This window comes from Gluconacetobacter brunescens (assembly GCF_048695475.1).
Classification (GTDB): domain Bacteria; phylum Pseudomonadota; class Alphaproteobacteria; order Acetobacterales; family Acetobacteraceae; genus Gluconacetobacter.
Genome location: NZ_JBLHEN010000003.1, coordinates 112,822 through 139,251 on the forward strand (window position 1 = coordinate 112,822; position 26,430 = coordinate 139,251).

The 26,430-nt window shown below is 60.8% G+C and carries 24 protein-coding genes; 16 read left to right on the forward strand and 8 right to left on the reverse strand.

Going from position 1 to position 26,430, the window contains the following annotated elements:
* The first annotated feature begins 1 nt into the window (after window position 1).
* The 5 genes from trbL to ACMAUO_RS18680 are packed head-to-tail and all read left to right on the forward strand — an operon-like array spanning window position 2 to window position 4,329.
* Window positions 2–1,261, forward strand: a complete 1,260-nt coding sequence (trbL, locus tag ACMAUO_RS18660) for a P-type conjugative transfer protein TrbL (RefSeq protein WP_420358411.1) — start codon at window positions 2–4, stop codon at window positions 1,259–1,261.
* Between the two features lie 2 nt (window positions 1,262–1,263).
* Entirely contained in the window at window positions 1,264–1,944 is a 681-nt protein-coding gene (gene trbF / locus ACMAUO_RS18665; protein WP_420358412.1) for a conjugal transfer protein TrbF, read from the forward strand.
* Window positions 1,944–2,930, forward strand: a complete 987-nt coding sequence (trbG, locus tag ACMAUO_RS18670; protein WP_420358413.1) for a P-type conjugative transfer protein TrbG — start codon at window positions 1,944–1,946, stop codon at window positions 2,928–2,930. Before trbF ends, trbG begins: the two co-directional genes overlap by 1 nt.
* Window positions 2,927–4,087, forward strand: coding sequence for a TraB/TrbI/VirB10 family type IV secretion system protein (locus tag ACMAUO_RS18675; RefSeq protein ID WP_420358414.1), 1,161 nt, complete (start codon window positions 2,927–2,929; stop codon window positions 4,085–4,087). The genes trbG and ACMAUO_RS18675 overlap by 4 nt, the downstream gene beginning before the upstream one ends.
* Window positions 4,084–4,329 carry a DUF2274 domain-containing protein gene (locus ACMAUO_RS18680; protein ID WP_420358415.1) on the forward strand — a complete coding sequence of 82 codons (246 nt, stop codon included), beginning with the start codon at window positions 4,084–4,086 and terminating at the stop codon, window positions 4,327–4,329. Before ACMAUO_RS18675 ends, ACMAUO_RS18680 begins: the two co-directional genes overlap by 4 nt.
* On the opposite strand, the gene ACMAUO_RS18685 is transcribed toward ACMAUO_RS18680, so the two are convergent.
* Window positions 4,301–5,179: a LysR family transcriptional regulator gene (locus ACMAUO_RS18685; protein WP_420358416.1), complete on the reverse strand. Its 879-nt coding sequence runs from the start codon at window positions 5,177–5,179 to the stop codon at window positions 4,301–4,303. The genes ACMAUO_RS18680 and ACMAUO_RS18685 overlap by 29 nt on opposite strands.
* Before the next feature lie 108 nt (window positions 5,180–5,287).
* Complete coding sequence (locus tag ACMAUO_RS18690) at window positions 5,288–6,712, reverse strand: efflux transporter outer membrane subunit (protein ID WP_420358417.1); 1,425 nt, start codon at window positions 6,710–6,712, stop codon at window positions 5,288–5,290.
* Window positions 6,713–6,911: 199 nt separating this feature from the next.
* On the opposite strand from ACMAUO_RS18690, the gene ACMAUO_RS18695 reads away from it, so the two are divergent.
* The 3 genes from ACMAUO_RS18695 to ACMAUO_RS18705 all read left to right on the forward strand — a co-directional run bounded on the left by ACMAUO_RS18695 (window position 6,912) and on the right by ACMAUO_RS18705 (window position 11,819).
* Window positions 6,912–7,520 carry a TetR/AcrR family transcriptional regulator gene (locus tag ACMAUO_RS18695; protein ID WP_420358418.1) on the forward strand — a complete coding sequence of 203 codons (609 nt, stop codon included), beginning with the start codon at window positions 6,912–6,914 and terminating at the stop codon, window positions 7,518–7,520.
* A gap of 85 nt (window positions 7,521–7,605) precedes the next feature.
* Window positions 7,606–8,706, forward strand: a complete 1,101-nt coding sequence (locus ACMAUO_RS18700) for an efflux RND transporter periplasmic adaptor subunit (RefSeq protein ID WP_420358419.1) — start codon at window positions 7,606–7,608, stop codon at window positions 8,704–8,706.
* Complete coding sequence (locus tag ACMAUO_RS18705; protein ID WP_420358420.1) at window positions 8,703–11,819, forward strand: efflux RND transporter permease subunit; 3,117 nt, start codon at window positions 8,703–8,705, stop codon at window positions 11,817–11,819. Before ACMAUO_RS18700 ends, ACMAUO_RS18705 begins: the two co-directional genes overlap by 4 nt.
* A 544-nt stretch (window positions 11,820–12,363) precedes the next feature.
* On the opposite strand, the gene ACMAUO_RS18710 is transcribed toward ACMAUO_RS18705, so the two are convergent.
* Window positions 12,364–12,783 carry a MaoC family dehydratase gene (locus ACMAUO_RS18710; protein ID WP_420358421.1) on the reverse strand — a complete coding sequence of 140 codons (420 nt, stop codon included), beginning with the start codon at window positions 12,781–12,783 and terminating at the stop codon, window positions 12,364–12,366.
* A gap of 473 nt (window positions 12,784–13,256) precedes the next feature.
* Between ACMAUO_RS18710 and ACMAUO_RS18715 the strand changes: the two genes are divergently transcribed.
* Genes ACMAUO_RS18715 through ACMAUO_RS18725 form a run of 3 tightly spaced genes read left to right on the forward strand, consistent with a single transcriptional unit; the run spans window position 13,257 to window position 14,688 of the window.
* A complete protein-coding gene (locus ACMAUO_RS18715; protein WP_420358422.1) occupies window positions 13,257–13,610 on the forward strand; it encodes a hypothetical protein in 354 nt (117 codons plus the stop codon).
* Complete coding sequence (locus tag ACMAUO_RS18720) at window positions 13,607–14,152, forward strand: DUF302 domain-containing protein (RefSeq protein ID WP_420358423.1); 546 nt, start codon at window positions 13,607–13,609, stop codon at window positions 14,150–14,152. Before ACMAUO_RS18715 ends, ACMAUO_RS18720 begins: the two co-directional genes overlap by 4 nt.
* A gap of 53 nt (window positions 14,153–14,205) precedes the next feature.
* Window positions 14,206–14,688 carry an ester cyclase gene (locus ACMAUO_RS18725; RefSeq protein ID WP_420358424.1) on the forward strand — a complete coding sequence of 161 codons (483 nt, stop codon included), beginning with the start codon at window positions 14,206–14,208 and terminating at the stop codon, window positions 14,686–14,688.
* 258 nt (window positions 14,689–14,946) lie between these two features.
* Here the strand turns inward: ACMAUO_RS18725 and ACMAUO_RS18730 are convergent, their stop codons facing one another.
* Window positions 14,947–15,792: an SDR family NAD(P)-dependent oxidoreductase gene (locus tag ACMAUO_RS18730; RefSeq protein ID WP_420358425.1), complete on the reverse strand. Its 846-nt coding sequence runs from the start codon at window positions 15,790–15,792 to the stop codon at window positions 14,947–14,949.
* 136 nt (window positions 15,793–15,928) lie between these two features.
* On the opposite strand from ACMAUO_RS18730, the gene ACMAUO_RS18735 reads away from it, so the two are divergent.
* Window positions 15,929–16,312 (forward strand): winged helix-turn-helix transcriptional regulator, encoded by a 384-nt coding sequence (locus ACMAUO_RS18735; RefSeq protein WP_420358426.1) that lies wholly within the window; start codon window positions 15,929–15,931, stop codon window positions 16,310–16,312.
* A gap of 162 nt (window positions 16,313–16,474) precedes the next feature.
* On the opposite strand, the gene ACMAUO_RS18740 is transcribed toward ACMAUO_RS18735, so the two are convergent.
* The 4 genes from ACMAUO_RS18740 to ACMAUO_RS18755 form a co-directional block, all read right to left on the reverse strand.
* Window positions 16,475–17,992, reverse strand: a complete 1,518-nt coding sequence (locus tag ACMAUO_RS18740) for an efflux transporter outer membrane subunit (RefSeq protein ID WP_420358427.1) — start codon at window positions 17,990–17,992, stop codon at window positions 16,475–16,477.
* The gene (locus ACMAUO_RS18745) at window positions 17,970–18,893 is read right to left on the reverse strand and encodes an NmrA family NAD(P)-binding protein (RefSeq protein WP_420358428.1); all 924 of its coding nucleotides are present in this window, start codon (window positions 18,891–18,893) and stop codon (window positions 17,970–17,972) included. The genes ACMAUO_RS18740 and ACMAUO_RS18745 overlap by 23 nt, the downstream gene beginning before the upstream one ends.
* Before the next feature lie 122 nt (window positions 18,894–19,015).
* Entirely contained in the window at window positions 19,016–19,600 is a 585-nt protein-coding gene (locus ACMAUO_RS18750) for a TetR/AcrR family transcriptional regulator (RefSeq protein WP_420358429.1), read from the reverse strand.
* Between the two features lie 55 nt (window positions 19,601–19,655).
* Entirely contained in the window at window positions 19,656–20,582 is a 927-nt protein-coding gene (locus tag ACMAUO_RS18755; protein ID WP_420358430.1) for a ketopantoate reductase family protein, read from the reverse strand.
* Between the two features lie 431 nt (window positions 20,583–21,013).
* Here ACMAUO_RS18755 and ACMAUO_RS18760 point away from each other — a divergent pair, with 431 nt between their 5' ends.
* The 4 genes from ACMAUO_RS18760 to ACMAUO_RS18775 all read left to right on the forward strand — a co-directional run bounded on the left by ACMAUO_RS18760 (window position 21,014) and on the right by ACMAUO_RS18775 (window position 26,365).
* Window positions 21,014–21,751 carry an SDR family oxidoreductase gene (locus ACMAUO_RS18760; RefSeq protein ID WP_420358431.1) on the forward strand — a complete coding sequence of 246 codons (738 nt, stop codon included), beginning with the start codon at window positions 21,014–21,016 and terminating at the stop codon, window positions 21,749–21,751.
* Between the two features lie 268 nt (window positions 21,752–22,019).
* Window positions 22,020–23,135, forward strand: a complete 1,116-nt coding sequence (locus ACMAUO_RS18765) for an HlyD family secretion protein (protein WP_420358432.1) — start codon at window positions 22,020–22,022, stop codon at window positions 23,133–23,135.
* Window positions 23,128–24,678: a DHA2 family efflux MFS transporter permease subunit gene (locus ACMAUO_RS18770; protein WP_420358433.1), complete on the forward strand. Its 1,551-nt coding sequence runs from the start codon at window positions 23,128–23,130 to the stop codon at window positions 24,676–24,678. Before ACMAUO_RS18765 ends, ACMAUO_RS18770 begins: the two co-directional genes overlap by 8 nt.
* Before the next feature lie 521 nt (window positions 24,679–25,199).
* Window positions 25,200–26,365 (forward strand): IS3 family transposase gene (locus tag ACMAUO_RS18775; protein ID WP_420358662.1). Its coding sequence is split into 2 segments (ribosomal slippage): window positions 25,200–25,500 and window positions 25,500–26,365, totalling 1,167 coding nucleotides; the frame shifts between segments, so codons are not numbered across the junction.
* Window positions 26,366–26,430: the final 65 nt, after the last annotated feature.

Below are 26,430 nucleotides of genomic sequence, written 5' to 3' on the forward strand. Positions count from 1 at the left end.
CATGCAGCAGGGCACCGGCGTCATCGACAATTTCCTCGCCACCTTCACCCAGTATATCGATTCCGGTTTCGGTCTGGTGCAGGGCGACGTCCACTGGCTGGCCGCAACCCTGATCACGATCGACATTACCCTGGCCGGACTATTCTGGGCGCTGGCGCCGGATGAGGATGTGCTGGCGCGGCTGATCCGCAAGACCCTGTTCATCGGAATGTTCGCCTTCATTATCGGCGACTTCAACGGGCTGGCGAAGATCATCTATGAGTCCTTCGCCGGGCTGGGCATTGAGGCCGGCGGTGGGCACCTCACCCAGGCGCAACTGCTCCAGCCGGGGCGGCTGGCGCAGGTCGGCATCGATGCCGGCAAGCCGATCCTGACCTCGATCTCCTCGCTGGTCGGTTTCGTCGCCATCTTCAACAATGCGATCCAGATCGCGGTGCTGCTGATCGCCTGGCTGATCGTGGTCATCAGCTTCTTCGTGATGGCGATCCAGCTCTTCGTGGCGCTGATCGAGTTCAAGCTGACCACCCTCGCCGGGTTCGTACTGGTGCCGTTCGGCCTGTTCGGCCGCACCGCCTTCCTCGCCGAGAAGGTGCTGGGCAATGTGGTGTCGTCCGGGATCAAGGTGCTGATGCTGGCGGTCATCGTCGGCATCGGCTCGACGGTATTCGGCCAGTTCACCAGCGGTTTCAACGACCCGCCCACCATCAATGATGCGCTGACCCTGATCCTCGCTTCCCTGACCTTGCTCGGCCTGACCGTGTTCGGCCCGGCATTGGCCAATGGGCTGATCGCCGGTGGTCCGCAGTTGGGTGCGGGCTCCGCCGTTGCCACCGCAGCCGGGGTTGTCGGTGCCGGCGTCGCTGCCGCGTCAGGGGTTGGGCTCGCTGCGGGTGCTGCGGCGGCCGCTGTGCGTGGTGGCGCCTTTGTCGCCGGAGGTGTCACCGCCGCCTATCGAGCGGGCGGCGCGGCAGGTGTGGCCAAAACCGGACTGTCCGCTGCCGCCAGCCCGCTGCGCCGCGCGGCGGCAGGTGTCCGCACCAGCTATCAGGCCGGCGGGGCGGCCGCGACCGGCGGCGCTGGTGGTGCCACGGCTTCGGGTGCTGGCGGTGGAGGGAGTGCGGCCGGCAAGCCACCGGCCTGGGCCAGCCGGATGCAGCGCAACAACCGGATCAGGGGCGGGGCTGACGCCGCCGCGCAGGCGATCAAGGGCGGCGACCGGCCCAGTGGCGGCCACGACGTCGATCTCTCGGAAGGAGAATAGCCATGTTCCGCCGCCCTACCGTGCGTTTCGGCCGGACGCCGGAGCCCGAGACGCCCTATCACAAAGCCGGACAGGTCTGGGACGACCGCATCGGCTCGGCCCGCGTCCAGGCCCGGAACTGGCGGCTGGCTTTCTTCGGCTCTCTCGCTTTGAGCGGCGGCCTGGGCGCCGGGCTGGTCTGGCAGTCGGTGCGCGGGACCATCACCCCCTGGGTGGTGCAGATCGACCATCTCGGCCAGGCGCAGGCCGTCGGTCCGGCGACGGCTGCCTATCGGCCGACCGATCCGCAGATCGCCTGGTATCTGGCGCGCTTCGTCTCCGAGGTGCGCGGCATCCCGGCCGATCCGGTGGTGCTGCGCCAGAACTGGCTCGACGCCTATAACTACGTCACCGACCGCGGCGCGCTGGCCCTGAACGATTATGCCCGCACCAGCGATCCGTTCAGCCGGCTCGGCAAGATGCAGGTGGCGATCGAGATCGCCAGCGTCATCCGTGCCTCCGATGACAGCTTCCGGGTGGAATGGGTCGAGCGCCGCTATGTCGACGGCGCGCTGGCCGCCACCGAGCGCTGGAGCGCGATCCTCACCATCGTCGTCACCACCCCCACCGACGCCGAACGGCTGCGCAAGAACCCGCTCGGCATCTACATCCACGCCCTCAACTGGTCCAGGGAACTCGGCTGATGCGAACCATGCAGAACCTCGCGCCACTCATGATCCTGCTGGCGCCGCTCGCGGCCTGCTCTTCATGGAAGCCGCCTGCCATCCGGTACGACGATACGCCCCGGCAGGCGGTTCTCACCCCGGAGCCGCCCAAGCCGGTGCAGGTGGTGGCGCTGCCAGAGCCCTTGCCGCTACCGGGGCAGCTCAAGCCGATCCCCTACCGGCATGCCGTGCCGGAACCGACGGATCCGCATCAGCGGGTCGAGCGCGCCAACAGTGCAGCGCGGATCCAGCCGACGCGGGCCGGCTATCTCAATGCAATCCAGGTCTATCCCTTCTCCGAGGGTGCGCTCTATCAGCTCTACACGGCGCCGGGGGAGATCACCGACATCGCGTTGCAGCCTGGCGAAAAGCTGGTCGGTGCCGGTCCGGTCGCGGCGGGTGATACCGTGCGCTGGATTATCGGTGACACCGAGAGCGGGGCAGGGGCGGCCAGGCGGATTCATATCCTGCTCAAGCCGACCCGCCCGGACCTGACCACCAACCTGGTCATTAATACCGATCGGCGGACCTACCATCTGGAACTGCGCTCCGATGAGCGGACCTACATGGCCTCGGTGTCCTGGGATTATCCGCAGGACCAGATCGTTGCCCTGCGCGGCCAGGATCGTGATGCGGACCTCACAGCACCGGTCGCGACCGGCGTCGATCTCGATGCGCTGACTTTCCGCTACCGGATCGAGGGCGACGACGCGCCGTGGCGTCCGCTGCGCGCGTTTGATGACGGGCGGCAGGTCTTCATCGAGTTCCCCACCGGCATTGCCCAGGGCGAGATGCCGCCGCTGTGGGTGATCGGTCCGCAGGGCGACGGCCAGCTGGTGAACTACCGGGTGCGCGGCAACCGGATGATCGTCGATCGCCTGTTTGCCGCCGCCGAACTGCGGCTGGGGGCGAAGCATCAGCAGGTGGTGCGCATTGTCCGCACCGACGGGACGCGGCGGTCATGAGCGAAAGCGCCGGAAATGGCGGCACTGAAACGCCAGGGGCCACCGTCAGGCCACCCGGAGAGATGCGGCTGCGGACGACGCGGCCGCCGGTCACGCGGCTGTCGCGCAAGGTGATCGTGGGGCTGGCCGTCGTCGCCGTGGCCGGCATCGGCGGCGCGCTCTATCTGGCGCTGAGGCCGGTGCCACCGAAGAGCAATGCCGAACTCTATAATACCGGCAGTCGCACCACGCCCGACGGGTTGGCCAATCTGCCGGGAGACTATAGCCATCCGCCGCGTATCGGTCCGCCGCTGCCCGGCGATCTTGGCGGGCCGTTGCTCAAGGCTGGCGTGGGTGCTCCCGGCATGGCGACACCGGCTGCACCCGCCGATCCGGAGAAGCAACGTGTCGCCCAAGAGCAGGAAGCTGCACGGGTCAGCCATCTGTTCACCCAGACGCAGATGAGTCGGGATGTCGCCACGCTGGCGACGCCGGGCGCGACCGCAGCCCAGTCCAGCGTTGCCCCTACCGATCGCAAGCAGGCATTCCTAGACGGCCCGGTCGACCAGCGCACCGTCAGCGTCGAGCGCCTCACATCCGCCGCCAGCCCCTATGTGCTGCAGGCGGGATCGATTATTCCCGGCGCGCTGATCACCGGCATCCGCTCTGACCTGCCGGGCGAGGTCACCGCCCAGGTAACGGAGAATGTTTATGACAGCCCGACCGGACATATCCTGCTGATCCCCCAAGGAGCGAAACTGATCGGGCGCTATGACTCTCAGATCGCCTATGGCCAGACCCGTGTGCTGCTGGTCTGGACCCGGCTGATGCGCGGGGCGACTGATTCGATCGTCCTGGAGAACGAGCCGGCCGCCGATGCGGCGGGTTTTGCGGGGTTGCAGGACCAGACCGACAATCATTGGGGCGAGGTGTTCAAGGCCGCCCTGGTTTCGACCATTCTCAGCGTCGGTTCCGAAGCGGATATCAGCGGCGGCAATGGCATCGCCCAGGCGTTGCGGACCGGCGGCTCGCAGGGATTCAACCAGATTGGCGAGCAGATCGTCGGACGCTCGCTGAATATCCAGCCCACCAACATCATCCGGCCGGGCTTTCCGGTGCGGGTTATGGTGCATCGTGACCTGGTTCTTACCCCCTACGGACAGGAGGTTTCCCGATGACGAAACTCCGGCTTGGGCCGATCGCGGATGACAAACCGGTTCGGCTCACCTTGGAACTTCCTGCCGCCGTGCATCGCGATCTGGTCGAATACGGGCGGCTGCTGGCGCGTGAGAGCGGTCAGGCCGAGATCATGCCAGCAAAGCTGATTCCCCCGATGCTTTCACGCTTTATGGAAGGGGACAGGGCCTTCTCCAGGGCCAGACGTCTTCGAATCAACGCTGCCGAACAAAATCGCGAATAAAGGCAACGAAACGGCCCGTAACAGCGTCCTGGCGATCAGCATCCCAGCCAAGGCGAATATGCAGGTGAGCATCACCTTCCCGCAGCGGCCGGAAAACAATACCTGGAAAGCCTCGCTCCGCTTGACTCTGGACGGCAAGTGTCACGCCATATCCTGCACTTACGAGGGCGAACACGGATTGCTTTCCCGCAGGATGCGTCTCAATGGTCACATCCTTGCCAAGAATCTCCATATATTGGTCCCTTACGCTATGATCGCGCCCCCAGTCCTGGACCAAGAAAGTCTCATTTCGCAATTGTTGCCGCGTGATGCTCGGATATTGGTGCAGAGAGTGTCCACTCGAAAGCGCCACCATCAAGTTCTCGCTGCAAAACGGAAGTGATTCAATCGCTCCGGATCTGGCAAAAGGCGTAGAAAAGATCACATCTAAACGACGACGAAACAAGGCGGATCGAAGGTCTCGTGTACCCATTTCGTAAAAAATAACTCTTATATCTGGGTGTTTCGACTTCCAAACCGATAATGCAAGCCCGAACTGGACACCGACCGGAGGGAGTAAAGTGCCGATCCGAATGACTCCGCGGCGGCCTGTTCCAAGCATTTGGCATAGGGCTTTGACTTCATCCAGATCATCAATCAGTGTAACGATTCTACGAAAAAGTAAATCACCAGCTTCCGTCAGGCGAACGCCAGCGTGGTCTCGCTCCAGTAAGGTAACGCCAAACTCATCTTCGAGCCTGTCGATTGCACGCGCGAGTGTGGAAACTCTCACGTCGTGAAGTGCGGCGGCCCGCGTCAGGCTGCCAGCCTCCACCGCCAGTTTGAAATATTCAAGATTCGCGGTGCGCATGACACGGTCGGAGTTGTGCAAGTATCGCTGACCCGCGAATCACCAGGATAATAAGTATGCAAAAGAGAAACGAGCCAACCCTCTGCCATGTTCGGTTGATGATCGCTTTCATGTAGGCCAGCCTCCCCCCAAGGCTCTGAAGGAGCTGACCGCCGCGCGCGCCGCGTTCGCCCGGTTGAGGGCCAGTTGGTCCTGCGTGTCGAGAAGCTGCCGGTCAGCGTCCAATACATCGGTCAAAGGAATGATACCCGCCTGGAACGATTGTTGCGAAAGATCGCGTGCGCGGGTCAGCGAGGCGACTTCAATCTGCAATTCACCAGTGCGCTGCTCGGTCTGTACCAGGGTCGTGAATGCATTTTCGATGTCCTCGGCGGCGTGGAGAACCGTCACCTGGTAACGCGCGAGGGCCTCGGCATTGGCACCACGTGCCTGCTGTACCTCAGCGTCGATTTTGCCGAAATCAAAGATCCGCCAGCGAATGGCGCCTGATCCGACAGCCTGGAACCCCGGTGCCGTGAATAGATGCTGAGGATTGATGCTCTGAAATCCCAGGATGCCGGAAAGGGAGAGCTTGGGATAATAGTCGCCGAGTGCTGCGCCTATTCTGGCATTTGATGCCGCCAGTCTGCGTTCGGCAGCCAGAATGTCCGGTCGGCGGCGCAGCATGTCCGTGGGTTTGTCGGTGGCGCCGATAGCCGGGATGGCCGGAATTTCGGACGGCGTTCCCAGTTCCGCAGCATAGGTACCGGGCTGTGCGCCCATCAGCACGTCGAGGCGATTGAGCTGGGCTTCGAGCGCAATGCGGATCAGTGGCACGGTCTGGCGGGCGGACTGCAGCAGGGCTTCAGTCTGGGCCAGCTCGCGCTCATTCGAAACGCCGCTCGTTCGCCGTTGCCGCACCAGTTCCAGCAGATGGGCGTCCACCACGATCTGTCTTTCCGCGACTGACAGGCGGGCTTGGTCTCCTCGGACCTGGAAGTACGCGTCTGCCGCGTCGGCGGCCACCGTGATACGCTCCCCCACGCGTTCCATCTGGGCGGCTTCTGCCTCGTCACGCGCTGCCTCTTGCCCACGTCGCAGGCTACCGAACAGGTCGATTTCCCAGCTTGCAGCGCCACTGACGTCATAGGTGCGATAGTCGCGGTGGAAGCTCGGTACTGTGCGCACGACATGGCCGATCAGCCCCTCCTGCGACAGTCGGTTTGCGGAAGCCTGCGGATTGAAATCCAAGGTCGGGAGCAAACGCGCCGTGGCCGCCTCCGCGGCGCCTCGCGACTGGCGGACGCGCGCTATCGCGGCCGCGAGATCAAGGTTCTGAGCCAGGACACGCTGTTCTATGCGTAAGAGTTCGAGATCGTGAAATCCCTCCCACCATGTATCCAGCGGTGGAGCTGCGGCTGCCTGGCGTGCATCGACGGCGGTGGCACTGTGGAAGGGCTGAAGATGCGTATCGGGCGCATGATAGTTGGGGCCGACCGCGCAGGCCGTCGTCAGGAGCGTTATGGCCACGGCTGCGGCGGATTGCAGTCGCATGCCCAGCGTGTGATGACGCGGGGGATTGGCGTTCCGCTGGGATGGGGGAAGCGAAAGGTTCATAGCGCACGACTTTCGATCAGCCCTGGACATACATCGCCCTGGTGTTGTCAAGTGACCAATATACATAACAGTCACTCGTTGTCAATTTACAAGCTGCGTTCTATCTAGAAGGCGGAATTCAGTCGGGAGGAACAGGATGCGCGCGCCTCACAGCGGACAACGCGGCCCGGTCGATCATGAACGCCGGGATCAGATCATGACGGCGGCCATCGAGCATTTCGGGCATTACGGATACAAGAAGACCACGATCGCTGATCTGGCTGATGCCATCGGGCTGTCAAAGGCCTACATTTACAAATTCTTCGAATCGAAGAAGGCGATCGGCGAGGCGATCTGCGCGCTTCAGCATGGCAAGATGCAGGCAGATATCCAGGCGATCGTTGAGGAAGACAAGCCGGCTTCCGACAGAATGCGCAGGGTTTTCCTCGCTCTGGCGCGCAATACGGTCGCGCTGTTTTCCCACGAGCGTAAACTGCACGATATCGTCTATTCGGCGGTGGAAGAGGAATGGACATCTGCCAGGAGTTTTGCCGATGCGTTGCGCAGTATGGTCGAACACCTGATTCGCGAAGGCCGCGAGGGAGGCGAGTTCGAGCGCAAGACGCCCGTTGACGAGACCTGTCACGCCATCATGCTGGTCCTGCAGTCGATCTATCATCCCCTCCTGCTCGAACAGCACATGGATACGCTGGACGACGATGCGGCGACGCTGGCCAGTCTCGTCTTGAGAAGTCTCGCGCCGTGAATGGGGCACAAGGCTTTATGTGACCGATTGACAATATGGTCACTCGTGTACAATTTGGGCTTCCAAACCCGTTGGGAGCCCGAACATGGCTGGAACACGCCTGTCCCTTCTTGCAGCGGCCGGCATCTGCACCGTTTTCGGGCTGTCGGCTTGCAAATCCAAAGACGATCCTGATCCGCGCACGGCCGACCGCATTGTGGAGACGGTGCGGATCGAGTCCGCAACGACTGCCGAGCATGTCTATACGGGGGTCGTAGCGGCCCGCGTCCAAAGCGATCTCGGCTTTCGCGTGTCCGGCAAGATCGTCGAGCGCCTCGTCGATACCGGGCAGACTGTGTCCAAGGGGCAGGTGCTGATGCGCCTGGATCCGACGGATTACCTCCATGCCGTGACGACCCAGGTCGGCAGTGTGGCATCGTTGCGTGCCCGCTGGGTCCAGGCCGCGGCGGACGAGCGTCGCTATCGCGGTCTTGTCGCGACCGGTGCCGTGGCAGCCTCGGCCTACGATCAGGTGAAGGCCGACGCGGACAGTGCCCGTGCGCAACTGGACGCGGCGATTGCCCAGGAGAAGATTGCCCGCAACCAGGACGATTATTCCCTGCTGCGGGCGGATGAAGACGGTGTCGTCGTCCAGACCCTGGCGGAACCCGGGCATGTCGTCGCGGCCGGTCAGACCGTGGTCGTGCTGGCACATGCCGGCCCGCGCGAGGCTGCGGTCGACCTGCCGGAAGGGGTGCGTCCGATCCTGCATTCCGCGGCGGAAGCCGAACTGTATGACGAGGGTTCTCGCGTATCCGCGCACCTGCGGCAACTGTCCGACGCCGCCGACCCGCGCACCCGCACGTTCGAGGCCCGTTACGTCATGGACGGACTGGGCGCGGACGCGCCGCTGGGGGCGACGGTGCGTGTCCACCTGCCTGAAGCCAGCGACGATCCGTCCGTGCTCATCGTGCCGTTGGGCGCCGTCGATGACGAGGGCAGGGGGCCCGGCGTCTGGAGTGTGGATAGCCGGGCATCGACGGTCAGCTTTCATCCGGTACAGATCGCACATATCGGCGAGGATACAGCGACGATCCTCCCCGGTGCGGATCTTCGTCCGGGCATGCTGATCGCTGCGGCCGGCGGTCACTATCTGCATGCCGGCGAGCATGTGCAGATCGCCTCGACAAAGGTCGCGATGCAATGAGCGGATTCAATCTTTCTGCCCTCGCGGTGCGCGAGCGCGGGATTACATTGTTCCTGATCGTGGCATTGGCCCTGTCGGGAGCCTATGCATTCTTCAGCCTCGGTCGGGCCGAGGATCCGCCTTTTACGGTCAAGACCCTGACGGCGACCGCTATCTGGCCGGGCGCCACGGCGCAGGAAATGCAGGACCTGGTGGCCGATCCGCTGGAAAAGCGCGTGCAGGAACTGCAATGGTACGACCGGGTGGAAACATTGACCCGGCCGGGCCTGGCGCTGATGATGGTCACGCTCAGGGACAACACGCCGCCTGCCGCCGTTCCCGAGCAATTCTACCAGACGCGCAAGAAGCTGTACGACACCATGCCCCTTCTGCCGAAAGGCGTGCAGGGGCCGTTCGTCAATGACGAATATTCCGATGTCGATTTTGCGGTCTATGCGCTGGATGGTCATGGATTGCCCGAACGCCTGCTGGTCCGTCAGGCGGAAACGGTGCGGCAGCGCCTGCTGCATGTGCCGGGCGTGCGCAAGGTCGATATTATCGGCGAACGGCCGGAACAGATCTTCGTCAATTTTTCCAATGCCAGATTGGTCACGCTCGGGATCGGCGCGCAGGACGTGTTCGCGGCACTTCAGCGTCAGAATGCGGTGACGGCCGCGGGTTCGATCGATACGCGCGGCCCGCAGGTCTTCGTGCGGCTGGACGGTGCGCTGGACGACCTGGAGAAAATTCGCGACATCCCCATCGTGGCGGGCGGCAGGACGCTCAAGATCTCGGACATCGCGACGGTGGAGCGGGGATACGAGGACCCACCGACCTACCTTGTCCGGCATGCCGGGGCCCAGACTCTGGTGCTGAACGTCGTGATGCAGGATCACTGGAACGGGCTGAAGCTCGGCCAGTCCCTGGCCGCGGCGGAGAAGACGCTGGGGGCGGGACTGCCCGTCGGGGTTACGTTGACGAAAATCGTCGACCAGGCCGGCATAATTCATGCTGCGGTCGGCGAGTTCATGCTGAAGTTTTTCGTGGCCCTCGCGGTGGTGATGGTCGTCAGCCTGGTAAGCCTGGGCTGGCGGGTCGGCATCGTCGTCGCGGCCGCCGTGCCGCTGACGCTGTCGATCGTCATGGTCATCATGCTTGTGACCGGTCGGGCGCTGGACCGCATCACGCTGGGGGCGCTGATCATCTCGCTGGGCCTTCTGGTCGATGACGCGATCATCGCGATCGAAATGATGGTGGTGAAGCTGGAGGAAGGGTACGAACGCACGAAGGCCGCCGCCTATGCCTGGAGCCACACGGCGGCTCCGATGCTGGCCGGCACGCTGGTCACGATCATCGGTTTCACCCCGGTCGGCTTCGCGCGCTCGACCGCCGGCGAGTATGCCGGCAACATTTTCTGGATCGTCGGCTATGCGCTGCTGACCTCCTGGTTCGTGGCCGTGGTGTTCACGCCCTATCTCGGTGTCAAGCTGTTGCCCGACATCAAGCGGATCGACGGCGCCTACGAACATATCTACGCCACGCCCAATTACCGTCGCTTCCGGCGCCTGGTCGTGTGGGTCGTGCGCCGCAAGTTCCTGGTTGCGGGGGCGGTGCTGGCGTTGTTCCTGCTGGCCTTCGTCGGGATGGGTTCTGTCCGGCAGCAATTCTTCCCCAGTTCGGACCGCCCGGAACTGCTGGCCGAGGTGCAGATGCCGGAGGGCACCAGTATCGAAGCCACTGCGCGGGTCACGGCCCGTGTGGAGGCCTGGTTGAAGACGCAGCCCGAGGCAAAGATCGTCACCAGCTATGTGGGGGCCGGCGCACCGCGTTTCTTCCTGGCGTACAACCCCGAGTTGCCCGACCCTTCCTTCGCGAAGGTCGTTGTCCTGACACCAAGTGCCCAGGACCGCGACCGCTTGCGCGATCGTATGCGCCAGGCCGTGGCCCAGGGGATGGCGCCTGATGCCAGGATCCGCGTGACGCAGTTCGTCTTCGGCCCCTACACCCATTTCCCGGTCATGTTCCGTGTCATGGGACCGGATGCGGATCGGCTGCGTGATATCGCGGCCCAGGTCGACACGATCATGCGGAACAATCCGCATACGCGGCAGGTCAATGCCGATTGGGGCGAGCGCGTGCAGACGGCGCATTTCGTGCTGGACCAGGCGCGGCTGCAACTGATCGGCCTGTCCCCCCAGGAAGCATCCGAACAGATCCAGTTCCTGCTGCTGGGCGTGCCAGTCACGCAGGTTCGCGAGGACGTCCGGACCGTCGATCTCGTGGTTCGCAGCGCAGGACCCGATCGTCTGGACCCGGCGAAGCTGGGCGACATGACCATCAGCAACCGCACGGGCCAATTGATTCCGCTTGGCCAGATCGGTCATGTCGAGATCCGTGCCGAAGACCCTATCCTGCGTCGGCGCGACCGGATCCCGACGATCACGGTACAGAGCGATATCGACGAAAACCTGCAGCCGCCGCAGGTCACGGCGGAGGTCGATCAGGCTTTGGCGCCGATCCGTGCGACGCTGCCCCCCGGCTATCGTATTGAGGCCGGCGGCAACGCGGAAGAATCCGGAAAGGCAAACAAGGCCCTGGTGCCGATCTTTCCGGTGATGGTCCTGCTGACCCTGATCGTCCTGGTGTTCGAGACCCGGTCCATCTCCGGCATGTTCATGGTGTTCCTGACGGCCCCGCTGGGGCTGATCGGGACCGTGCCGACCCTGCTGATCTTCCATCAGCCATTCGGCTTCAACGCGATCCTGGGGCTGATCGGCCTGTCGGGCATCCTGATGCGCAACACGTTGATTCTGATCGGACAGATCAAGGTCAATCAGGAAGCGGGGCTCGATCCGTTCCATTCGGTGGTCGAGGCGACCGTGCAGCGAGCCCGTCCGGTCATTCTTACGGCCTTGGCGGCCGTGCTGGCCTTCATCCCGTTGACAGAATCGGTGTTCTGGGGCTCGCTGGCCTATACGCTGATCGGCGGTACGGCGGCCGGCACGGGGCTGATCCTGATGTTTCTGCCAGCGCTGTATGCGATTTGGTACAGAGTGCGCCCAACCATGGATAATCAGCCAGGAGAACCAATTGTTACCCAGAATTTTAGCGGTACACGGTCAAGTGACGCGTAAATCCAACTTCCGGGTTACCGGCTTGCGTCCCAAGGCGTTGCGTAGGAACGGATTGAGCTGCTGAGCCGGCTACCGCCAGTCTATGATGGGGTGCGGATGCGAAACCGTACCTGAAGAACCTGGTGATGCCCGACAAGAAGATCGCGTTTGGGGATCTGATTGGGCGAGATCCTGGAAGCCTACGTGGAGGTGATTTGCAGCCGCCGAGGACCCATGCGAGGCATGGCTACGGGCGGGAGTCCCAAAAGCTGGGTCAGTCGGTTGGTTCCGAAATCGACGAGCGGCTGAACGCTTTCCTTTCTTGACCTTTGGAATGAGAACGGCCGAATCCGCAGATCGACACGACCTAGCTTAAGGTCCGTGAAGGCGGACGGGCCGCTTCGACTGCCGTGATAATGGCCGTGTACGTGAACATCGGGGCAGATCTTCCAAGATCAACATATGGCGCACCTGCGCTGACATTCTGCGCTTTCGGTATGGAGCCGCCTCTTCCTCACATAGCCCGATTTTGACGCTGTGGGACAACTAGCTTTGCCGTTAGTGTCTAAACAATTTCTCCTCGTTGGTTCCGCGTATTTCTTCGGACCCGTGCTATGCCGCGATCTGGCTTCGAGCGCGAACGCGTGATCTCGATGACCTCACTTTCGACATGAAGCACGTCACCAGGTCGTGTCGGTCTCGGCCATTCGACCTCAATCCCTGCGCCGACGAGCCCGCCGGCGATCGGAAGGCTACCGACGAGCAGCCTCATGGTGATCGCAGCCGTGTTCCATCCACTGGCCGCCAGCCTTTGAAACAGGGTGGCCTCGGCGGCGCGCTCATCGAGATGGAAGATCTGCGGATCGTATTGTCCCGCGAAGGCCTTAATTTCCTCCATCGTGATTTCGTAGTCTGTGCTGCTGAAGCGCTGTCCGATGCTGAGGTCTTCCAGATACAGCGCGTGTGTCTGCTTTAACCCGGTCATGTCTGCGGTCTCCATATATCTCTTTGAGCGATTGGCAGAAGGCGCTTACGTGAGCGCGCAGATCCGTGTGCCGGGTGGTCCGGCAACGCAGGTCCATCCATTGCGCGAGTGCTGATCGATACTCAGTGTACGGCTCTTTGATCAGAAGGCGAGTAGCATCCCACGTTCTCTATGCTCGTTCGCCCTGCGCTTCAGAATGAACGTCTTTTGTGCTTCCGAAATCTCGACGCCTCCATTGTTTTGGTCCTTCCAGCCAGAGAAAAATCGCATGGAAAATTCTAACTAAGACAATCCCGTTTGCCACCAACAGATCAAGAGCTTGACTCCCTTCTGATCGAAAGCCATCAATATATGAAAGATGAAATCTAACAGCGCGATACGGGGAAGCTGGGAAGGAGATGATGGCGTGTGCGGGGGTATCGCGCTTGCCCGACCGATACGGTGTATTCCGGCGACGACAGCACTGACCCTGAATGGAAAATCTCGCCGAAATCGCCAAGAAGCTCCTTGCTATTTTTCTGGAGTTTACTCGCCGCAACCCGCGACACAGGAGCCATAAAATGACACACGACATCGATTTGACGCACCTGTTGGGAACCGTAGGCGGCGGCTACGATGGCGCGCTCAAGGGAATTGCCGCCACGGAGCATGACGCGAACGCCTTCCGCGAAACCCTCGGTCGAATCGACATCGCCCCCGATCGGATTGACGCGGTGCTGGCCTCCCGCACCTTGGCTACCAGTTGGTGCGACGGTATGCGGCGCTGCGTCGTTACGCTGCGCATCGGCTGGGGTCAGCGCGCAATGCTAGCCCTGGAAGCATCATGATAGACGCCACACAACAACCCGATCCGGCGGCCAAGGCGGCGGACGGGATTTTCACCGAAACGACGATCGCGATCAAACACGCGAAAATCGTGCTGGCGTGGTCATTCGAGAGCGTGCGTGAAAGCTTTGAATCCATCTTGCCGCAGCTGAACATGGAAGCCCTCGGACGCCTGCATGACGGTCAAGTCGATCGCGCGCGGGAACTGCTTGAAGGTGGCCCGGATCTCTCTATTTTCCTGAGTCGGGATCATGGAGATGTGTTGCGGATGGCGGGTCTCTCTCGAAAGGCGCTTCAGTATGACGTCGGGAACCCGCTCACGGCATCGAAGATGACGAGGCATCAACTGCCGGCTGCCCTTTACGCGCCTTTCCGAGTTTTGCTTTACGAGGATGCTCACGGCTGCGCGGTCTTCGAGTACGACAAGCCCTCTTCGCTCTTTGGGCAGTTCGGCGATGACGAGGTCACCGCAGTCTCACGAGGACTCGACGCCGCCATTGAACGTGCCATCAAGCAGGTTCGCGATCGATGTTCGCTTCAGTAAGCCAATCTGGCGTTTGGCGCGCCGTCTCTCTCGCGACGACTTAGGAGGCTCTCATGCAGCGCAGAATAATGATTATAGGCACAGCCCTGCTGGGCGTCGTGCCGCTGGCTTCGACGTCGGTGCGTGCCGCAGCCGAGACGGTAGCGAATCGCTTCGCACAAACACTCAACGAGCATGATCTCAATGCCTTCGCGGCTCTATTCGACGATGACTACGTCAATCATCAGCTTAGCGCCGCTGCGCGGCCCCAAGGCGGCGTCGCGCCCAAGGTCGCCTCGGTCGCCTTTTTCGGCGCGCGGCTGAAGGCTTTACCGGATCTGACTGTTACGATTGAGGCGATGGTCGCCCAAGACGACCGCGTCGCGGCCAGTTTCGTCTACGAGGGAACGCATCAGGCTGCCTATTTCGGCATCGCGCCGACGGGTCGGCGCCTGCGCTTCACCTCCTGCGATATTTTCCGCGTCGCGGATGGAAGGATCGTCGAACATTGGGGCATGGGTGACATTGCTGGCATTCTCGCACAACTGAAAGGATAGAATGGATTTCGCCAGCTTTCCTAGAGATAGCACGCGAGCACCATCGTCATGTTGGAGCTGAGAGTTGCTGACATTCGTCCTTCTTCTTAGCACGCGTCGTCGAGCGGCTGCCTATAGAAGACGGCTCGAAGTGCAGCTCGAAAGTATCTAAGCTTGGATCGTTCAGGATGAAGCGACGCAAAGGCGCCCGTCCTAGAGCCGTTGGTCTTCGCTGTTGCTTTGGCGACGGGCCCATGCACACCGGGTTCGGTTGTGCTTCTATGACGTGAGAGAGGGATGCAGCTCGGGCGGTCCCCCCATGGCGTAGCGGTGCGAAATCGGACGAGAGCCGTCGATGTCAGCGACACCCAGGAAAGCGCCGAGCTCGGCCCCGATTAGTGCCCGACCCGAGAGCGTCATTCTCTGGTCCGATCCGTAGAGCGCGGCGATGACCCGCCCGGTGAACCGCGGCGACTCGCGTTTCGCGGTCGGTCGGGCTTCCGGCGGCAGGCTGGCGAAGTAAGCACGCGCACGTTCCGTATCGAGGCCGCCCATCCAGATGGACACCGCAGCAACATTGTGCGGCCGTAGCTCTTTAGCCATGTCGGCGGCCATCTTGTCTGCTCCAGCTTTCTGCGCGCCGTAGGCGGGACCATGGTAATAGCACACAGCGCCATAGTGGCCGGTGTTGACGATCAGTCCGCGACCGCCAGCGATTAGCAGCGGCGCGGCGTAATAGCTCGCGACGTAATGGGAGCGAAGGCCCACGGTGATCAGGTCCACAGCTTTCAGCGGTTTCTCCCAGAAGCCGCCGGGATCGGTGATGGTGACCAGGCTGGCAGCATTGTTGACCAAGACATCGAGCCTCCCGTGCTCGTGCCGGATACGCTCGAATAAGGCCTTGACCGCGCCGTCGTCAGCATGATCGACCGTGACTGCGATCCCGGTGCCGCCGGCCTTGGTGACCAGGTTGGCAGTCTCGACGGCGGTACCGCCATAAGGCGAATCCGCATCTGCAAGGCTGCGGGCGGTGACATAGACGGTCATCCCTGCCTCGCCCAGAGCGATCGCGATCCCTTTTCCGGCTCCGCGGCTTGCTCCGGTTACGACGGCTATCCTCTGCATGCCTTCTTCCTTGTTGCTCAGCCATCTGTGCAGCGGCGCTCTCGCTGCCAGCCGGGATGGTTATTAATTGTGGTCCAATCTAAATATGAAACCGATATAGGAGGCGCAAGAACGCATAATCATGGGACTTGGTCAGATGGATAGGACTTCCTCCGGCGGCTTGATCCTGAAGGACAGCCGCAAGGTCGGAAGAGTGCTCGCCCGGGTCGGGGATAAATGGAGCGTACTTGTCATCGTTCTGCTCTGTCACGGCCCACGCCGCTTCAATGACATCAAGCGGAGCGTAGATGGCATCTCCCAGCAGATGTTGACGCGAACCCTGCGAGGTCTGGAGCGCGACGGCCTCGTGTCTCGGACAATACGACCGACCAGCCCACCTCAAGTTGAGTATGCGTTGACGCGTCTTGGCCGATCGCTGAGCGGTCCTGTTCTGACGCTCGGCAACTGGGCTTGCCGACACATCGAGCAGATCAATGTGGCTCAGGAGCACTTCGACGCTTGCGCAGATGGATCACCCTAAGCCATGGCACCGATCACCGGTCGGCATAGCCCAGCGCCACCGGATAAGCATCCACTTAATCGCTGAGGCGTCGCACTGTAACGCCGAAGAGGCGCTGACACTCGGGAGGCGAAAATTGCGGCACGCTTCGGAACGCAAAGCCTTTTGTGGCAGTTTTCGAAATTATAACGTCCAGCCTCCACCCAAAGCACGGAACGTCCGCACTGCCGCCTGGGCGCTTTGCACTCGGCTGTCTACAAGTTCGCTCTCGGACGAAAGAAGATGAAACTCAGCTTCGAGAACAGGACTCAGACTTTCTGATCCCGCACGGAAGTTATCATCGGAAAGTGCGGCGAAATGGCGCAGGTTGGACACTTTATCGGCCAATTCCTCCACTCTCTCATGCGTTCGATCAAAGGACATAAGCGCGTCTTCGACATCCTCGACCGCTTGCAGGATGGATTTCCGGTAGCTTGCGAGGGCTTCGGCGCGGGCGCCGGTCGCGTTCGCAACTTCTGCGTCGATCTTTCCGAAGTCGAAAATGCGCCATCTCAATGCGCCTTCTCCCAATGGCTGAAACCCGGCGGGCGTGAACATCTTGTTCGCACGTAAACTCTCAAAACCGACAAGGCCGGATAGCGATATCTTGGGATAGTAGTCCGACAGAACCTGGCCGATCCTGGCGTTGGCGGCGGCCAGACGACGCTCTGCTGCGATGACGTCAGGTCGTCTGCGCAGCACATCGGTCGGTGAATCGCCCGGCGGTATGGCCGGCGGGTCAGGAACCGACGCGGTCTCGGCAAGTTCCTTCGCGCTCGTGCCAGGCTGGACGCCCGAGAGCACGTCTAAGCGATTGAGCTGAACTTCCCTTGCAATCTCCAAAAGCGGTAAGGCTTTCTTCGCGTCGTCAAGTGCCGCCACCCCATTTACGATATCACGATCATCCACCGCTCCACGCGCTCGGCGGATCTTCACCAAATCCAGTTCTCGGGCGCGATTACGGACCATCTGCCTCGCGAAGAGGAGCTGCGCCTGTGCGCCCCTGATTTGAAGATACGCATCGACCGCATCGGCAACGACCGTAATCCGTACGCCTGTCTGCAGCGCGTCCGCGGCCTGCGCCTCGGCCCTGGCGGCCTCACGGCCCCTTCGCAAGCCGCCGAATACATCGATTTCCCAGCTTGCCGCCGCTCCGACGTCGTATAGCCGTTGATCGCGGCTATAACCTGGAATCGTGCTGCCAATCCGCCCGAACCGGCTCCACAAGGATTGATGGGTCGCCGCCGCGCTGGAGTTGAAGTCCAGTGTGGGCAGCAATCGCGCCGCCGCCGACGCCGCCGACGCGTCGGCCTGTCGGACGCGGGCATAGGAGGCGTCAAGATCAAGATTCTGGGCTAGAACGCGCTCGACAAGGCGCGAAAGTTCCTTGTCATGAAATCCTTCCCACCAGCGGTCGATCCGGACAAGGCTGTGGCTTCCCGGCGACCTCACGCTCTCCAGCATCGCGTTGTGGAATGGTGTCATCGTTACAGACGGCCGCCTGTAATTCGGTCCCACGGCACAGCCGCCAAGATTGAACAGAACCATAAAAAATAAGGACGCTTGCGCGCCGTACAGGCTACGGAAACTTCGGGCCAGAAAACCGCCCTGACGAAACACGCACAGGGCCGGTGCCGGGTCAGGCGGCCTGGAACAAATCATGTTCTTTCTCCAGCGTCGTTTCCAGGCTGGTCGCAGTCCTTCCGAGAATCGTCTGGACGGAATCCGTGAGTCGATCATAGCGCCCCGCCGCATGCAGCTTCGCCATCGTCAGGATGTGGGCGCGGACATAGTCTGGAAGCGGACGCTTGCTCAGTTCCTCGTCGCGCCAGATGTCGAACGGCACGTCCACGTAACTGACAGAACGTTTGAGAGCGGTGGCATACTCGTCAGCCAGTCCGTAGAGATCGGCGCAACGAGGTCCGGTGAGTTCGATCGTCCGGCCTGTGTAGCCTGCTGGCGCGCGCAGAATCCTAGCGGCGACTTCGGCGACATCCTCGGCGGCGATCGGTGACGTTCGGCTGTGCCCGAAAGGCAAGCGAATCGTTCCGGATTTGAAGATCGATTCCGCCGCCCAATCCCAGAACAGGAAATTCTGCTGGAAGACCGTTGGGCGAAGATGCGTCACAGGGAGACCTGACCAGTTCAGGGCCTGCTCGCATAACCAATGCTGCCTCTGTTGCGGAGAATCGGTCATGTGCGTCAGGTCCATCTCGGAGATGGTCATTTGCGACATATTGAGAAACAACTCGACGCCCCCGATCGCGCGCGCTGCGGCCGCTGTCACCAACGTGGCTTCGAGATAGTCAGGCGAGACGCCCGTGCCGAAATAGACCCGCTTGCAGCGCTCCAGGGCAGGTAGGACTTCTTCGGACTTTGTCAGATCTGCGATCACGACGTCGGCGCCAAGATGCCGTAACCGTGACGCTCGCTCGTCGTCGCATCTGACCAATGCCCTTACCGGTATATCAGCATCACGCAGAAGCCTCACGATGCGGCCGCCGATATTACCAATATGACCGGCGGCGCCGGTCACAAGGATTGGTTCTGGATTCGACGACATCCTTGCTTCCTTTAACAGACGGGCATACTCATTTTAGATGATAACAAACATCTAAAATGAGTATGATCGCTCTCCTCGCAGAGTCAAGCATGAGCACCCGGCATAGTCGCCGGATGGCCAGGTCAGCTTTCTGGAGTTTGCCCGGCGATAATCGCATCCGCCGAGGCCTTCAGAAACCGTTCTGAAAGCAAAGGGTTGTTCACAGCACGGGAGATGACGAGCGCGCCGACCATTGTCGATAGCGCCGCGATCGATCTGTTCCGCGTCTCCTCGTCCGGCTTGGCCGACAAGACATTATCCAGAAAATCGAGATGCGCTTCGAGTTCCGTTTCGAAAATCTGGCGGAAGTCGTGGTCCAGGCGTCCAGCATCGGCTCCGAGCGCCGCGAACGCGCATCCGTCCCCCGGATTGTCGCGGTGCCGAGGCGAAAGATAGAAGCGGACGATCGCGGCAAAGGGGCTTTCCTTAGCCCTGACAACGACGCGCGCCCATTTGACCCGGCTCTTGTCGAGAGCGCGGGTGCAGGCCTGCATGGCGAGATCCTCCTTGGATTTGAATTTCTTGTAGAAGCCACCATGCGTAAGGCCGGCTGCTTTCATAAGATCATTCAGGCCGATCCCGTCAAAACCGCGCTCCCGGAAGAGACGGCTCGCCGCATTGATGACCGCCTGCCGGTTCTCTTCGGATTGGACGCGTGTCACTCTCATTCGAAATCCTCCTGCGCGGCGGCCCATTCAGTTGTGCTTATATGGTGTACGACATTCAACTATCACCGTCGAGTTTATGCTGGTAGACGAGCAGGTGAACATAGGTCGCTGAAAGAAGCGGGATCGCGATCCCGGCCGTTGCGGCATGGCGCACCAGGTCGCCGATGATTTCTTCGACCTCCACCCGCCGTCCACGTTGAAGATCCCGGAACATCGACGACACGAGGGATGATCCCGCAGCGGTAATTTGCGTCCGGGCGACGTGCATAAAAGCATCCGATGGCGATTCGCCGACCGCCCTCACGATTGCGGCGACTTCATCGAGCAAGTGCGAGGCGAGCGTTGCTCCTCCTGTACAGGCTTCAACCTCACCGATCGTTCCACGCATGAGGCATGTAATCGCACCGACCGTTGCAAGAAGAACCCATTTCTCCCACATTTCGCGACGGATGGCGGTGGAAAGACGGGCATCGATACCTGTTCCCTGCATGAAGGCGTCCAGAACCCGGATACGGGGCGTCACACTTCCGTCGAGTTCTCCGTAGGCGAGATCCTGCAGCGGGGAAAGTTGCACGATGCTGCCGTCGTTCTCCAGAACCGTCGCCACCTTCAGGGCACAGCCAACGACATTCCGCGGGTTGAAGCGCCGGGAGAGAATATCCATGTGCCGCATGCCGTTGAGAACGGGGAGGATCATCGTATCGGGGCCGATCGCCGGTGCGAGATCGTCCAGCGCGGCCTCGAGTTGGTACGCCTTCACCGTGAGCAGAACCGCGTCGTAAGGGTGTGCAAGATCCTCTGCCGTCACGAGCGCCGGATTCAGCGTCAGGTCACCGTGCGGGCTTATGATACGCAACCCATCCTGGCGGAGCTGAGCTGCCCGTTTCGGACGCACGAGAAACGTGACGTCCCGTCCCGCTTGCGCAAGTCGTCCGCCGAAATAACCGCCGGTGGAGCCGGCGCCAACCACAAGAAGACGCATGGTGCATGATTTCCTTCATATGCGATATGCGATATGCGCGAGGCGCAACCGGCGCCAGACAGGTCGCTGCTCCAGTCCCGAGAGCACCACCAGAGGCGGTGCGGGTCCTCCGCCCGTCCCGGCGAGCGGGAGAGGTCGGATGATCACTGGCCGGTATGTCACATGAAGCGGACTTTGAACACGGCCGCTCACAAAGGTTTTATGACGATAAGTGAAATCTAAAAATTTTTGATCGTTTGCATCATTTCCCATCGGGAAGCCTTAACTCGAAATTATAAATATCGTTGAAATTAAGACTATATCGTGAACGATGGAGACGTTGCGAGGCCTCACCAGACATTCTTCCTTGACTAGTTAGATGTCACATACCATCAATATGGTCCGCATTCGAACTTGGCGGCGAGCAGCCTTATAAAACGGGGACGAACGAGATGAACGTAAAGGGATCAGTGGCGCTGGTCACAGGCGCGAACCGTGGAATCGGCGCCGAATTCGTACGGGAGTTGCTTCGGCGAGGGGTGAAAAAGGTCTATGCGGCCGCGCGAGACGCAGATGAACTTGGTGCTCTCGTGGAACTGGATAGCCGCGTAATCGCGGTAACGCTCGATGTCACGAACGAGGCCCAGGTTCATGCTGCGGCGGGCCGGGCGAGGGACATCACGCTTTTGATCAACAACGCGGGCGTTGCCGGGTGGCAGGGTGCGTTGTCCGCTCCGGACCTTTCGGTCGCGCGCAACGAAATGGAGGTTAACTATTTCGGTGTCCTGTCGCTCTCCCGCACCTTTGCGCCAATCCTGGCCCAGAACGGGGGCGGGACCATTGTCAACATGCTAAGTATGCTTGCCCTTGTCACGCTTCCGGCAGCCGGAACCTATTCCGCCTCCAAGGCTGCTGCGCTTGCGCTTACCCGAAGCCTCCGCGCGGAGTTGAAGCAGCGCGGGACACTGGTGGTTGGAAGTTTCCCGGTCCAGGTCGAGACGGCGATGGGCCAAGCGTTGCCGAAACCGCGCCTGTCTCCGCAGGAGGTTGTGGCTGAGACGCTAGACGCCGTGGATCGCGGCATTGAGGAGGTCTTTCCCGGTGCATTGAGCCGCGACGTGGCGAAGGCATTCAGCACGGATCCGAAGGCCGTCCAGGCAAAGTTATCCGAGTCCCTTCCAGTCGTATGATGAAGCCGCGCCCTGATATCGCGCTAAGCCCGGAAGCCGAACCTTGTGGGTATAATCTTCCGAATAGGAGCGGGCGTCATAACCAACATCATAACAAGGACGGATCAGGAAAATGATCGACGTTCCGTGGTTCAAGTCGCCGCACGACGAAACCATTGCGGCCTTCTCTAAAGCAATGCCGCTGATTGCGTAATGTCAGTTCTTGAAGGATCAGCCACTCTCGAACGGAGTCCATTCATGGAGACCACGATGAATTGGAAAGCTCAATGTGCAGCAGGTCAAATACTGGAACGCCATGCCCGAGCCCATTGATACGCCGCCGGCCGCATCCAAGTCGGGCAAGAAACGGCGTGTTATCATGGCGCTTCTGTGCGTCGCTGTTCTCGGCGGTGTCGCATTTGGCGTACATTGGTGGACCGTCGGCCGCTTTCTGGAAGCAACGGATGATGCCTATGTCGGGGGCGATACGACTCCCATCTCGCCGCATGTCAGCGGTTTCGTAGCCCGGATTTTGATCAAGGATAACCAGTTCGTCCAGGCAGGCCAGACGCTGCTGATCCTCGACGACAGAGATTATCAGGCCGCGGCGGATAAGGCACGGGCGGCACTCCAGGAGAAGGAGGCGACGCTAGGCGTTCTGCTCGCTCGCAAAGCCCGGCTTGTAATCGCTGTCACGCAAATTGCAGCGGAGCTTGAGGGCCGGCTCGCGCGCGCAATTTATACCAGTCAGAATTCCACCCGATATCGTGGCCTCGCCGCACGTAGCGCCTCTCCGGTTCAGGGCGCCCAGCAAGCATTATCCGAAGACAGGATCGCGAAAGCGTCGGTTGATGCCACAAAAGCCGCCCTTGCGGGCGCACGTCAGGAGCTGACTGTCATCGACGCGCAAATCGTCGAGGCACGCGCGAGCATCGGTCAGGCCGAAGCCGATCTGCGTCAGGCGCGCCTCAACGTCAGCTATACGACGATCCGTGCGCCGATCGACGGCTACATCGGCAATCGCGCCGCGCAGACCGGAGCGTATGTGTCCAGCGGCACTTATCTGCTGAGCGTGGTCCCATCGCATGGGCTCTGGATCGACGCGAATTTCAAGGAAGATCAGCTAACGAACATGAAGCTCGGCCAGCCGGCCGAAGTCGAGGCGGACGTCCTTCCCGGACACCGCTTCCATGGCCATGTTTTAAGCCTTGCTCCCGGAACTGGCGCGATCTTCAGTGTCATTCCGCCAGAAAACGCCACAGGTAACTTTACCAAGATCGTTCAGCGCGTTCCAGTTCGCATCCTGCTTGATGGCGAAGACGCGACACTTGGCAAAATCCGGCCCGGCCTTTCCACGGAGGTCACTGTCGACACAAAAGCATCCGGAACTGCGGTTCATGAGTGACTCTGCCGCGCAAGGGGGAACGATCGCGAGGCTGGTACCATTTATTATTATGTGTATCGGCATGTTCATTGCACTGCTCGACATCCAGATTGTCGCATCTTCGCTCGAGAATATAGGCGGGGGACTTTCTGCGACACAGGACCAGATCGGCTGGGTCCAGACGGCATATCTGATTGCCGAGATTGTCGTCATACCCATGTCAGGATGGCTCACGCGGGTCTTTTCTACCAGGTGGCTATTCACTGTCTCGGCCGCCGGCTTTACAGTGGCCAGTATGCTTTGCGGCGTCGCGTGGAACATCCAGAGCATGATCGTGTTCAGGGCGTTGCAAGGGGGCCTCGGCGCTTCCATGGTTCCGATCGTCTTTACCTCGTCCTTCCATTATTTTCAGGGACCTCAAAGAGTCTATTCCGCCGCCGTCATTGGTTCCATCGCGGCGATCGCGCCCGCCCTTGGACCGGTGATAGGTGGCTGGATCACCGATACCCTGAACTGGCACTGGCTCTTCTACGTCAATCTCATTCCCGGTCTCTTTATCGCCTTCGCCGTTCCCCTGACGGTTAATATCGACAAGCCGGACGTCAAGCTCATTGGTGAAGCTGATTATCTCGGCATCGTTTCCATGGCGATCTTCCTCGGCACGCTTGAGTACGTACTGGAAGAAGGCACACGCTGGAACTGGTTCGATGACAAGACGATCCGGGACTGCGCGTGGATCTCTCTTTTCGCTGCCATCGTCTTTGTTATCCGCAGCCTGACCTTCGATCGTCCCATCGCCGACCTTCGGGCATTTAAGAATCGGAACTTCACGATCGGGTGCATTCTGTCATTCATAACCGGCGTCGGTATGTTCTCGACGATTTATATGACGCCCCTTTTTCTCGATTATGTTAGGGGCTATAGCGCCTGGCAAACCGGATCCGCGGTTTTCTCGACTGGCGTGGCGACTCTCGTCGGTGTGCCGCTCTACATTACCTTGGCGAAGCGGTTCGACACCCGATGGATCATGATGGGAGGTCTCGCGCTCTTCGGCCTCTCCATGTGGAGCTTCAGCTTCATTATGAGCGACTGGAGCGCGAAGGAACTTCTCGTCCCGCAAATATTGCGTGGTCTTCCGCAGGTTTTTGCCGTTGCTCCGAGCGTCAATCTTGGGCTGGGGAGCCTTCCGCCGGAACGTTTGAAATACGCAAGCGGCTTGTTTAACATGATGCGTAATCTCGGAGGAGCTGTCGGCATCGCAATATGTGGCGCGATCATCAATTCGCGTACCAATTACCATTTTTCGATGATCGCATCGACACTCACGCCCCGGAACCAACCCATGGTCCGGCTGCTTCAGAGTAGCGAACGCCGTTTCGGGGCTTTCCCCTGGAGCGTCCAAGATGGCCACGTGGCCGCGCTCAAGGCCCTCTGGAGGCTTGCCTATCGTGAGGCAGCGACATTGGCCTACGCAGACGCGTTCCGGACCATCATGCTCGCTTTCGTTATCGGAACGCTCCTCGTGCCGCTTATGCGCAATATCACGCCAATTAAAAAAAATTAATTGAAATAAAGTAAAAACTCGTATCTTATTTGATGGTATAGCGGGAAGTATATTCTATATAGCACCCTTTTTTATTTCATCGCGGTTTTATATATGAAGTGGCTATTCTTTATTTGCGCATTGGCCAGCGCAGAAACTCCCGCCGAACCCACTAATTGGAAGATCTCGGGAGCACTAGCGGTAGGTCGGGTGTCTATCTCCAAGGACGAGATGGTAGGATGCAGGTGTGCGGAAGTTGAAGGCCAGCGACCCAACGCGGTTCCCTCGGCACCCCTGTCGTCAACATGCCCGTCATGCCAGGGAGAAGGTGCCCCGTGGCTGTCGCTCAGACCAGGCCGCCAAATCCACATGTCCCGTCTGAAAACAGAGAGAAAGCCTCTCTATAACCCGTTAGCGCAAGAGTTAGGTGAGGCGCGCACGAACGGACGACGCACGGTTAAATCGGCAACGATAGAGCGGTCTGCCAAACCAATTGGCAGATTAAGCCACTGAAGTGGGTTCGGGGATGATGACCCTGCCCCCTGAAATGCCCTCGATTTGAAGTAAGGTCTGTCCACTGGAGACGGGCGACGAAGAAAGCGCGTTTCACACAGGACCAGATCATTGGAATCTTGAAGGAGCATCAGGCGGGCGCCACGGCGGCCGATCTGTGCCGCAGGCACGGGATCGGCGATGCGACGTTCTACACCTGGCGATCGAAATACGGCGGGATGGAAGTGTCGGAAGCGCGGCGGCTCAAGGCTCTTGAAGAGGAGAACGCGAAGCTGAAGCGGCTCCTGGCGGAGAGCGTGATGGACGTCTCGACGCTGAAGGAATTGCTGGCAAAAAACTCGTGACGCCCGGTTTGCGGCGGGACGCCGTGACCTGGGCGATGACCGAACGAGATTACTCACAGCGGCGCGCCTGCCGCCTGATCGGCATGGACCCGAAGACGTGGCGCTATGCGTCACGCCGCCCGGATGATGCCGAGGCGCGCGGTCGGCTGCGCGATCTTGCGGGCGAACGACGCCGGTTCGGCTACCGGCGTCTGCACATCCTCCTGGAGCGCGAGGGAGTGACCATGAACCACAAGAAGCTTTACCGGTTGTATCGCGAGGAAGGACTGTCGGTCCGCAAGCGTGGTGGCCGGAAACGGGTGATGGGCACGCGCTCGCCAATGATGCTGCCCGACGGTCCCAATCAGCGCTGGAGCCTGGATTTCGTCTCGGACGCGCTGAACAACGGACGGCGCTTCCGCGTGCTGACAGTGGTGGACGACTACACGCGGGAGTGTCTGGCGCTGGTGACGGATACGTCGCTGTCAGGCGAACGGCTCGGCCGCGAACTCGACCGGATCGGGGAACATCGCGGCTTTCCCATGATGATCGTCAGTGACAACGGCACCGAGATGACCTCGAACGCCATCCTGGCCTGGCAGGAAAAACGGTCGGTGCTGTGGCACTACATCGCACCAGGCAAGCCGCAGCAGAACGGGTTCGTCGAGAGCTTCAACGGCCGGTTCCGTGACGAATGCCTCAACGAGCACCTGTTCCGCAACATCGCCCACGCTCGGACGGTCATCGACGCCTGGCGGGCTGACTACAACGCCGTCAGGCCCCACACCAGCCTCAATGGCATGACGCCAGAAGCATTCGCCCAACACGCCAACAAGGCATACAACAACCCACGGACCCTAACTCAGAATTGAGGGCATGTCGGGGGCAAGGTCATGACCGATGCCCGATTCCACCGAGCCAACGTCTGGAATTTCGG

Excerpts from the sequence above, each read along its gene's own strand:
- ACMAUO_RS18770 (WP_420358433.1), top strand. The coding sequence starts at position 23,128 with ATGAGTGACTCTGCCGCGCAAGGGGGAACGATCGCGAGGCTGGTACCA.
- ACMAUO_RS18695 (WP_420358418.1), top strand. The coding sequence starts at position 6,912 with ATGCGCGCGCCTCACAGCGGACAACGCGGCCCGGTCGATCATGAACGC.
- ACMAUO_RS18755 (WP_420358430.1), bottom strand. The coding sequence starts at position 20,582 with ATGCGTCTTCTTGTGGTTGGCGCCGGCTCCACCGGCGGTTATTTCGGC.
- trbL (WP_420358411.1), top strand. The coding sequence starts at position 2 with ATGCAGCAGGGCACCGGCGTCATCGACAATTTCCTCGCCACCTTCACC.
- ACMAUO_RS18700 (WP_420358419.1), top strand. The coding sequence starts at position 7,606 with ATGGCTGGAACACGCCTGTCCCTTCTTGCAGCGGCCGGCATCTGCACC.
- trbG (WP_420358413.1), top strand. The coding sequence starts at position 1,944 with ATGCGAACCATGCAGAACCTCGCGCCACTCATGATCCTGCTGGCGCCG.
- ACMAUO_RS18715 (WP_420358422.1), top strand. The coding sequence starts at position 13,257 with ATGGAAAATCTCGCCGAAATCGCCAAGAAGCTCCTTGCTATTTTTCTG.
- ACMAUO_RS18690 (WP_420358417.1), bottom strand. The coding sequence starts at position 6,712 with ATGCGACTGCAATCCGCCGCAGCCGTGGCCATAACGCTCCTGACGACG.
- ACMAUO_RS18750 (WP_420358429.1), bottom strand. The coding sequence starts at position 19,600 with ATGAGAGTGACACGCGTCCAATCCGAAGAGAACCGGCAGGCGGTCATC.
- ACMAUO_RS18710 (WP_420358421.1), bottom strand. The coding sequence starts at position 12,783 with ATGACCGGGTTAAAGCAGACACACGCGCTGTATCTGGAAGACCTCAGC.
- ACMAUO_RS18705 (WP_420358420.1), top strand. The coding sequence starts at position 8,703 with ATGAGCGGATTCAATCTTTCTGCCCTCGCGGTGCGCGAGCGCGGGATT.
- ACMAUO_RS18730 (WP_420358425.1), bottom strand. The coding sequence starts at position 15,792 with ATGCAGAGGATAGCCGTCGTAACCGGAGCAAGCCGCGGAGCCGGAAAA.
- ACMAUO_RS18720 (WP_420358423.1), top strand. The coding sequence starts at position 13,607 with ATGATAGACGCCACACAACAACCCGATCCGGCGGCCAAGGCGGCGGAC.
- ACMAUO_RS18760 (WP_420358431.1), top strand. The coding sequence starts at position 21,014 with ATGAACGTAAAGGGATCAGTGGCGCTGGTCACAGGCGCGAACCGTGGA.
- ACMAUO_RS18740 (WP_420358427.1), bottom strand. The coding sequence starts at position 17,992 with ATGATTTGTTCCAGGCCGCCTGACCCGGCACCGGCCCTGTGCGTGTTT.
- ACMAUO_RS18685 (WP_420358416.1), bottom strand. The coding sequence starts at position 5,179 with ATGCGCACCGCGAATCTTGAATATTTCAAACTGGCGGTGGAGGCTGGC.
- ACMAUO_RS18725 (WP_420358424.1), top strand. The coding sequence starts at position 14,206 with ATGCAGCGCAGAATAATGATTATAGGCACAGCCCTGCTGGGCGTCGTG.
- ACMAUO_RS18745 (WP_420358428.1), bottom strand. The coding sequence starts at position 18,893 with ATGTCGTCGAATCCAGAACCAATCCTTGTGACCGGCGCCGCCGGTCAT.
- ACMAUO_RS18680 (WP_420358415.1), top strand. The coding sequence starts at position 4,084 with ATGACGAAACTCCGGCTTGGGCCGATCGCGGATGACAAACCGGTTCGG.
- trbF (WP_420358412.1), top strand. The coding sequence starts at position 1,264 with ATGTTCCGCCGCCCTACCGTGCGTTTCGGCCGGACGCCGGAGCCCGAG.
- ACMAUO_RS18735 (WP_420358426.1), top strand. The coding sequence starts at position 15,929 with ATGGATAGGACTTCCTCCGGCGGCTTGATCCTGAAGGACAGCCGCAAG.
- ACMAUO_RS18675 (WP_420358414.1), top strand. The coding sequence starts at position 2,927 with ATGAGCGAAAGCGCCGGAAATGGCGGCACTGAAACGCCAGGGGCCACC.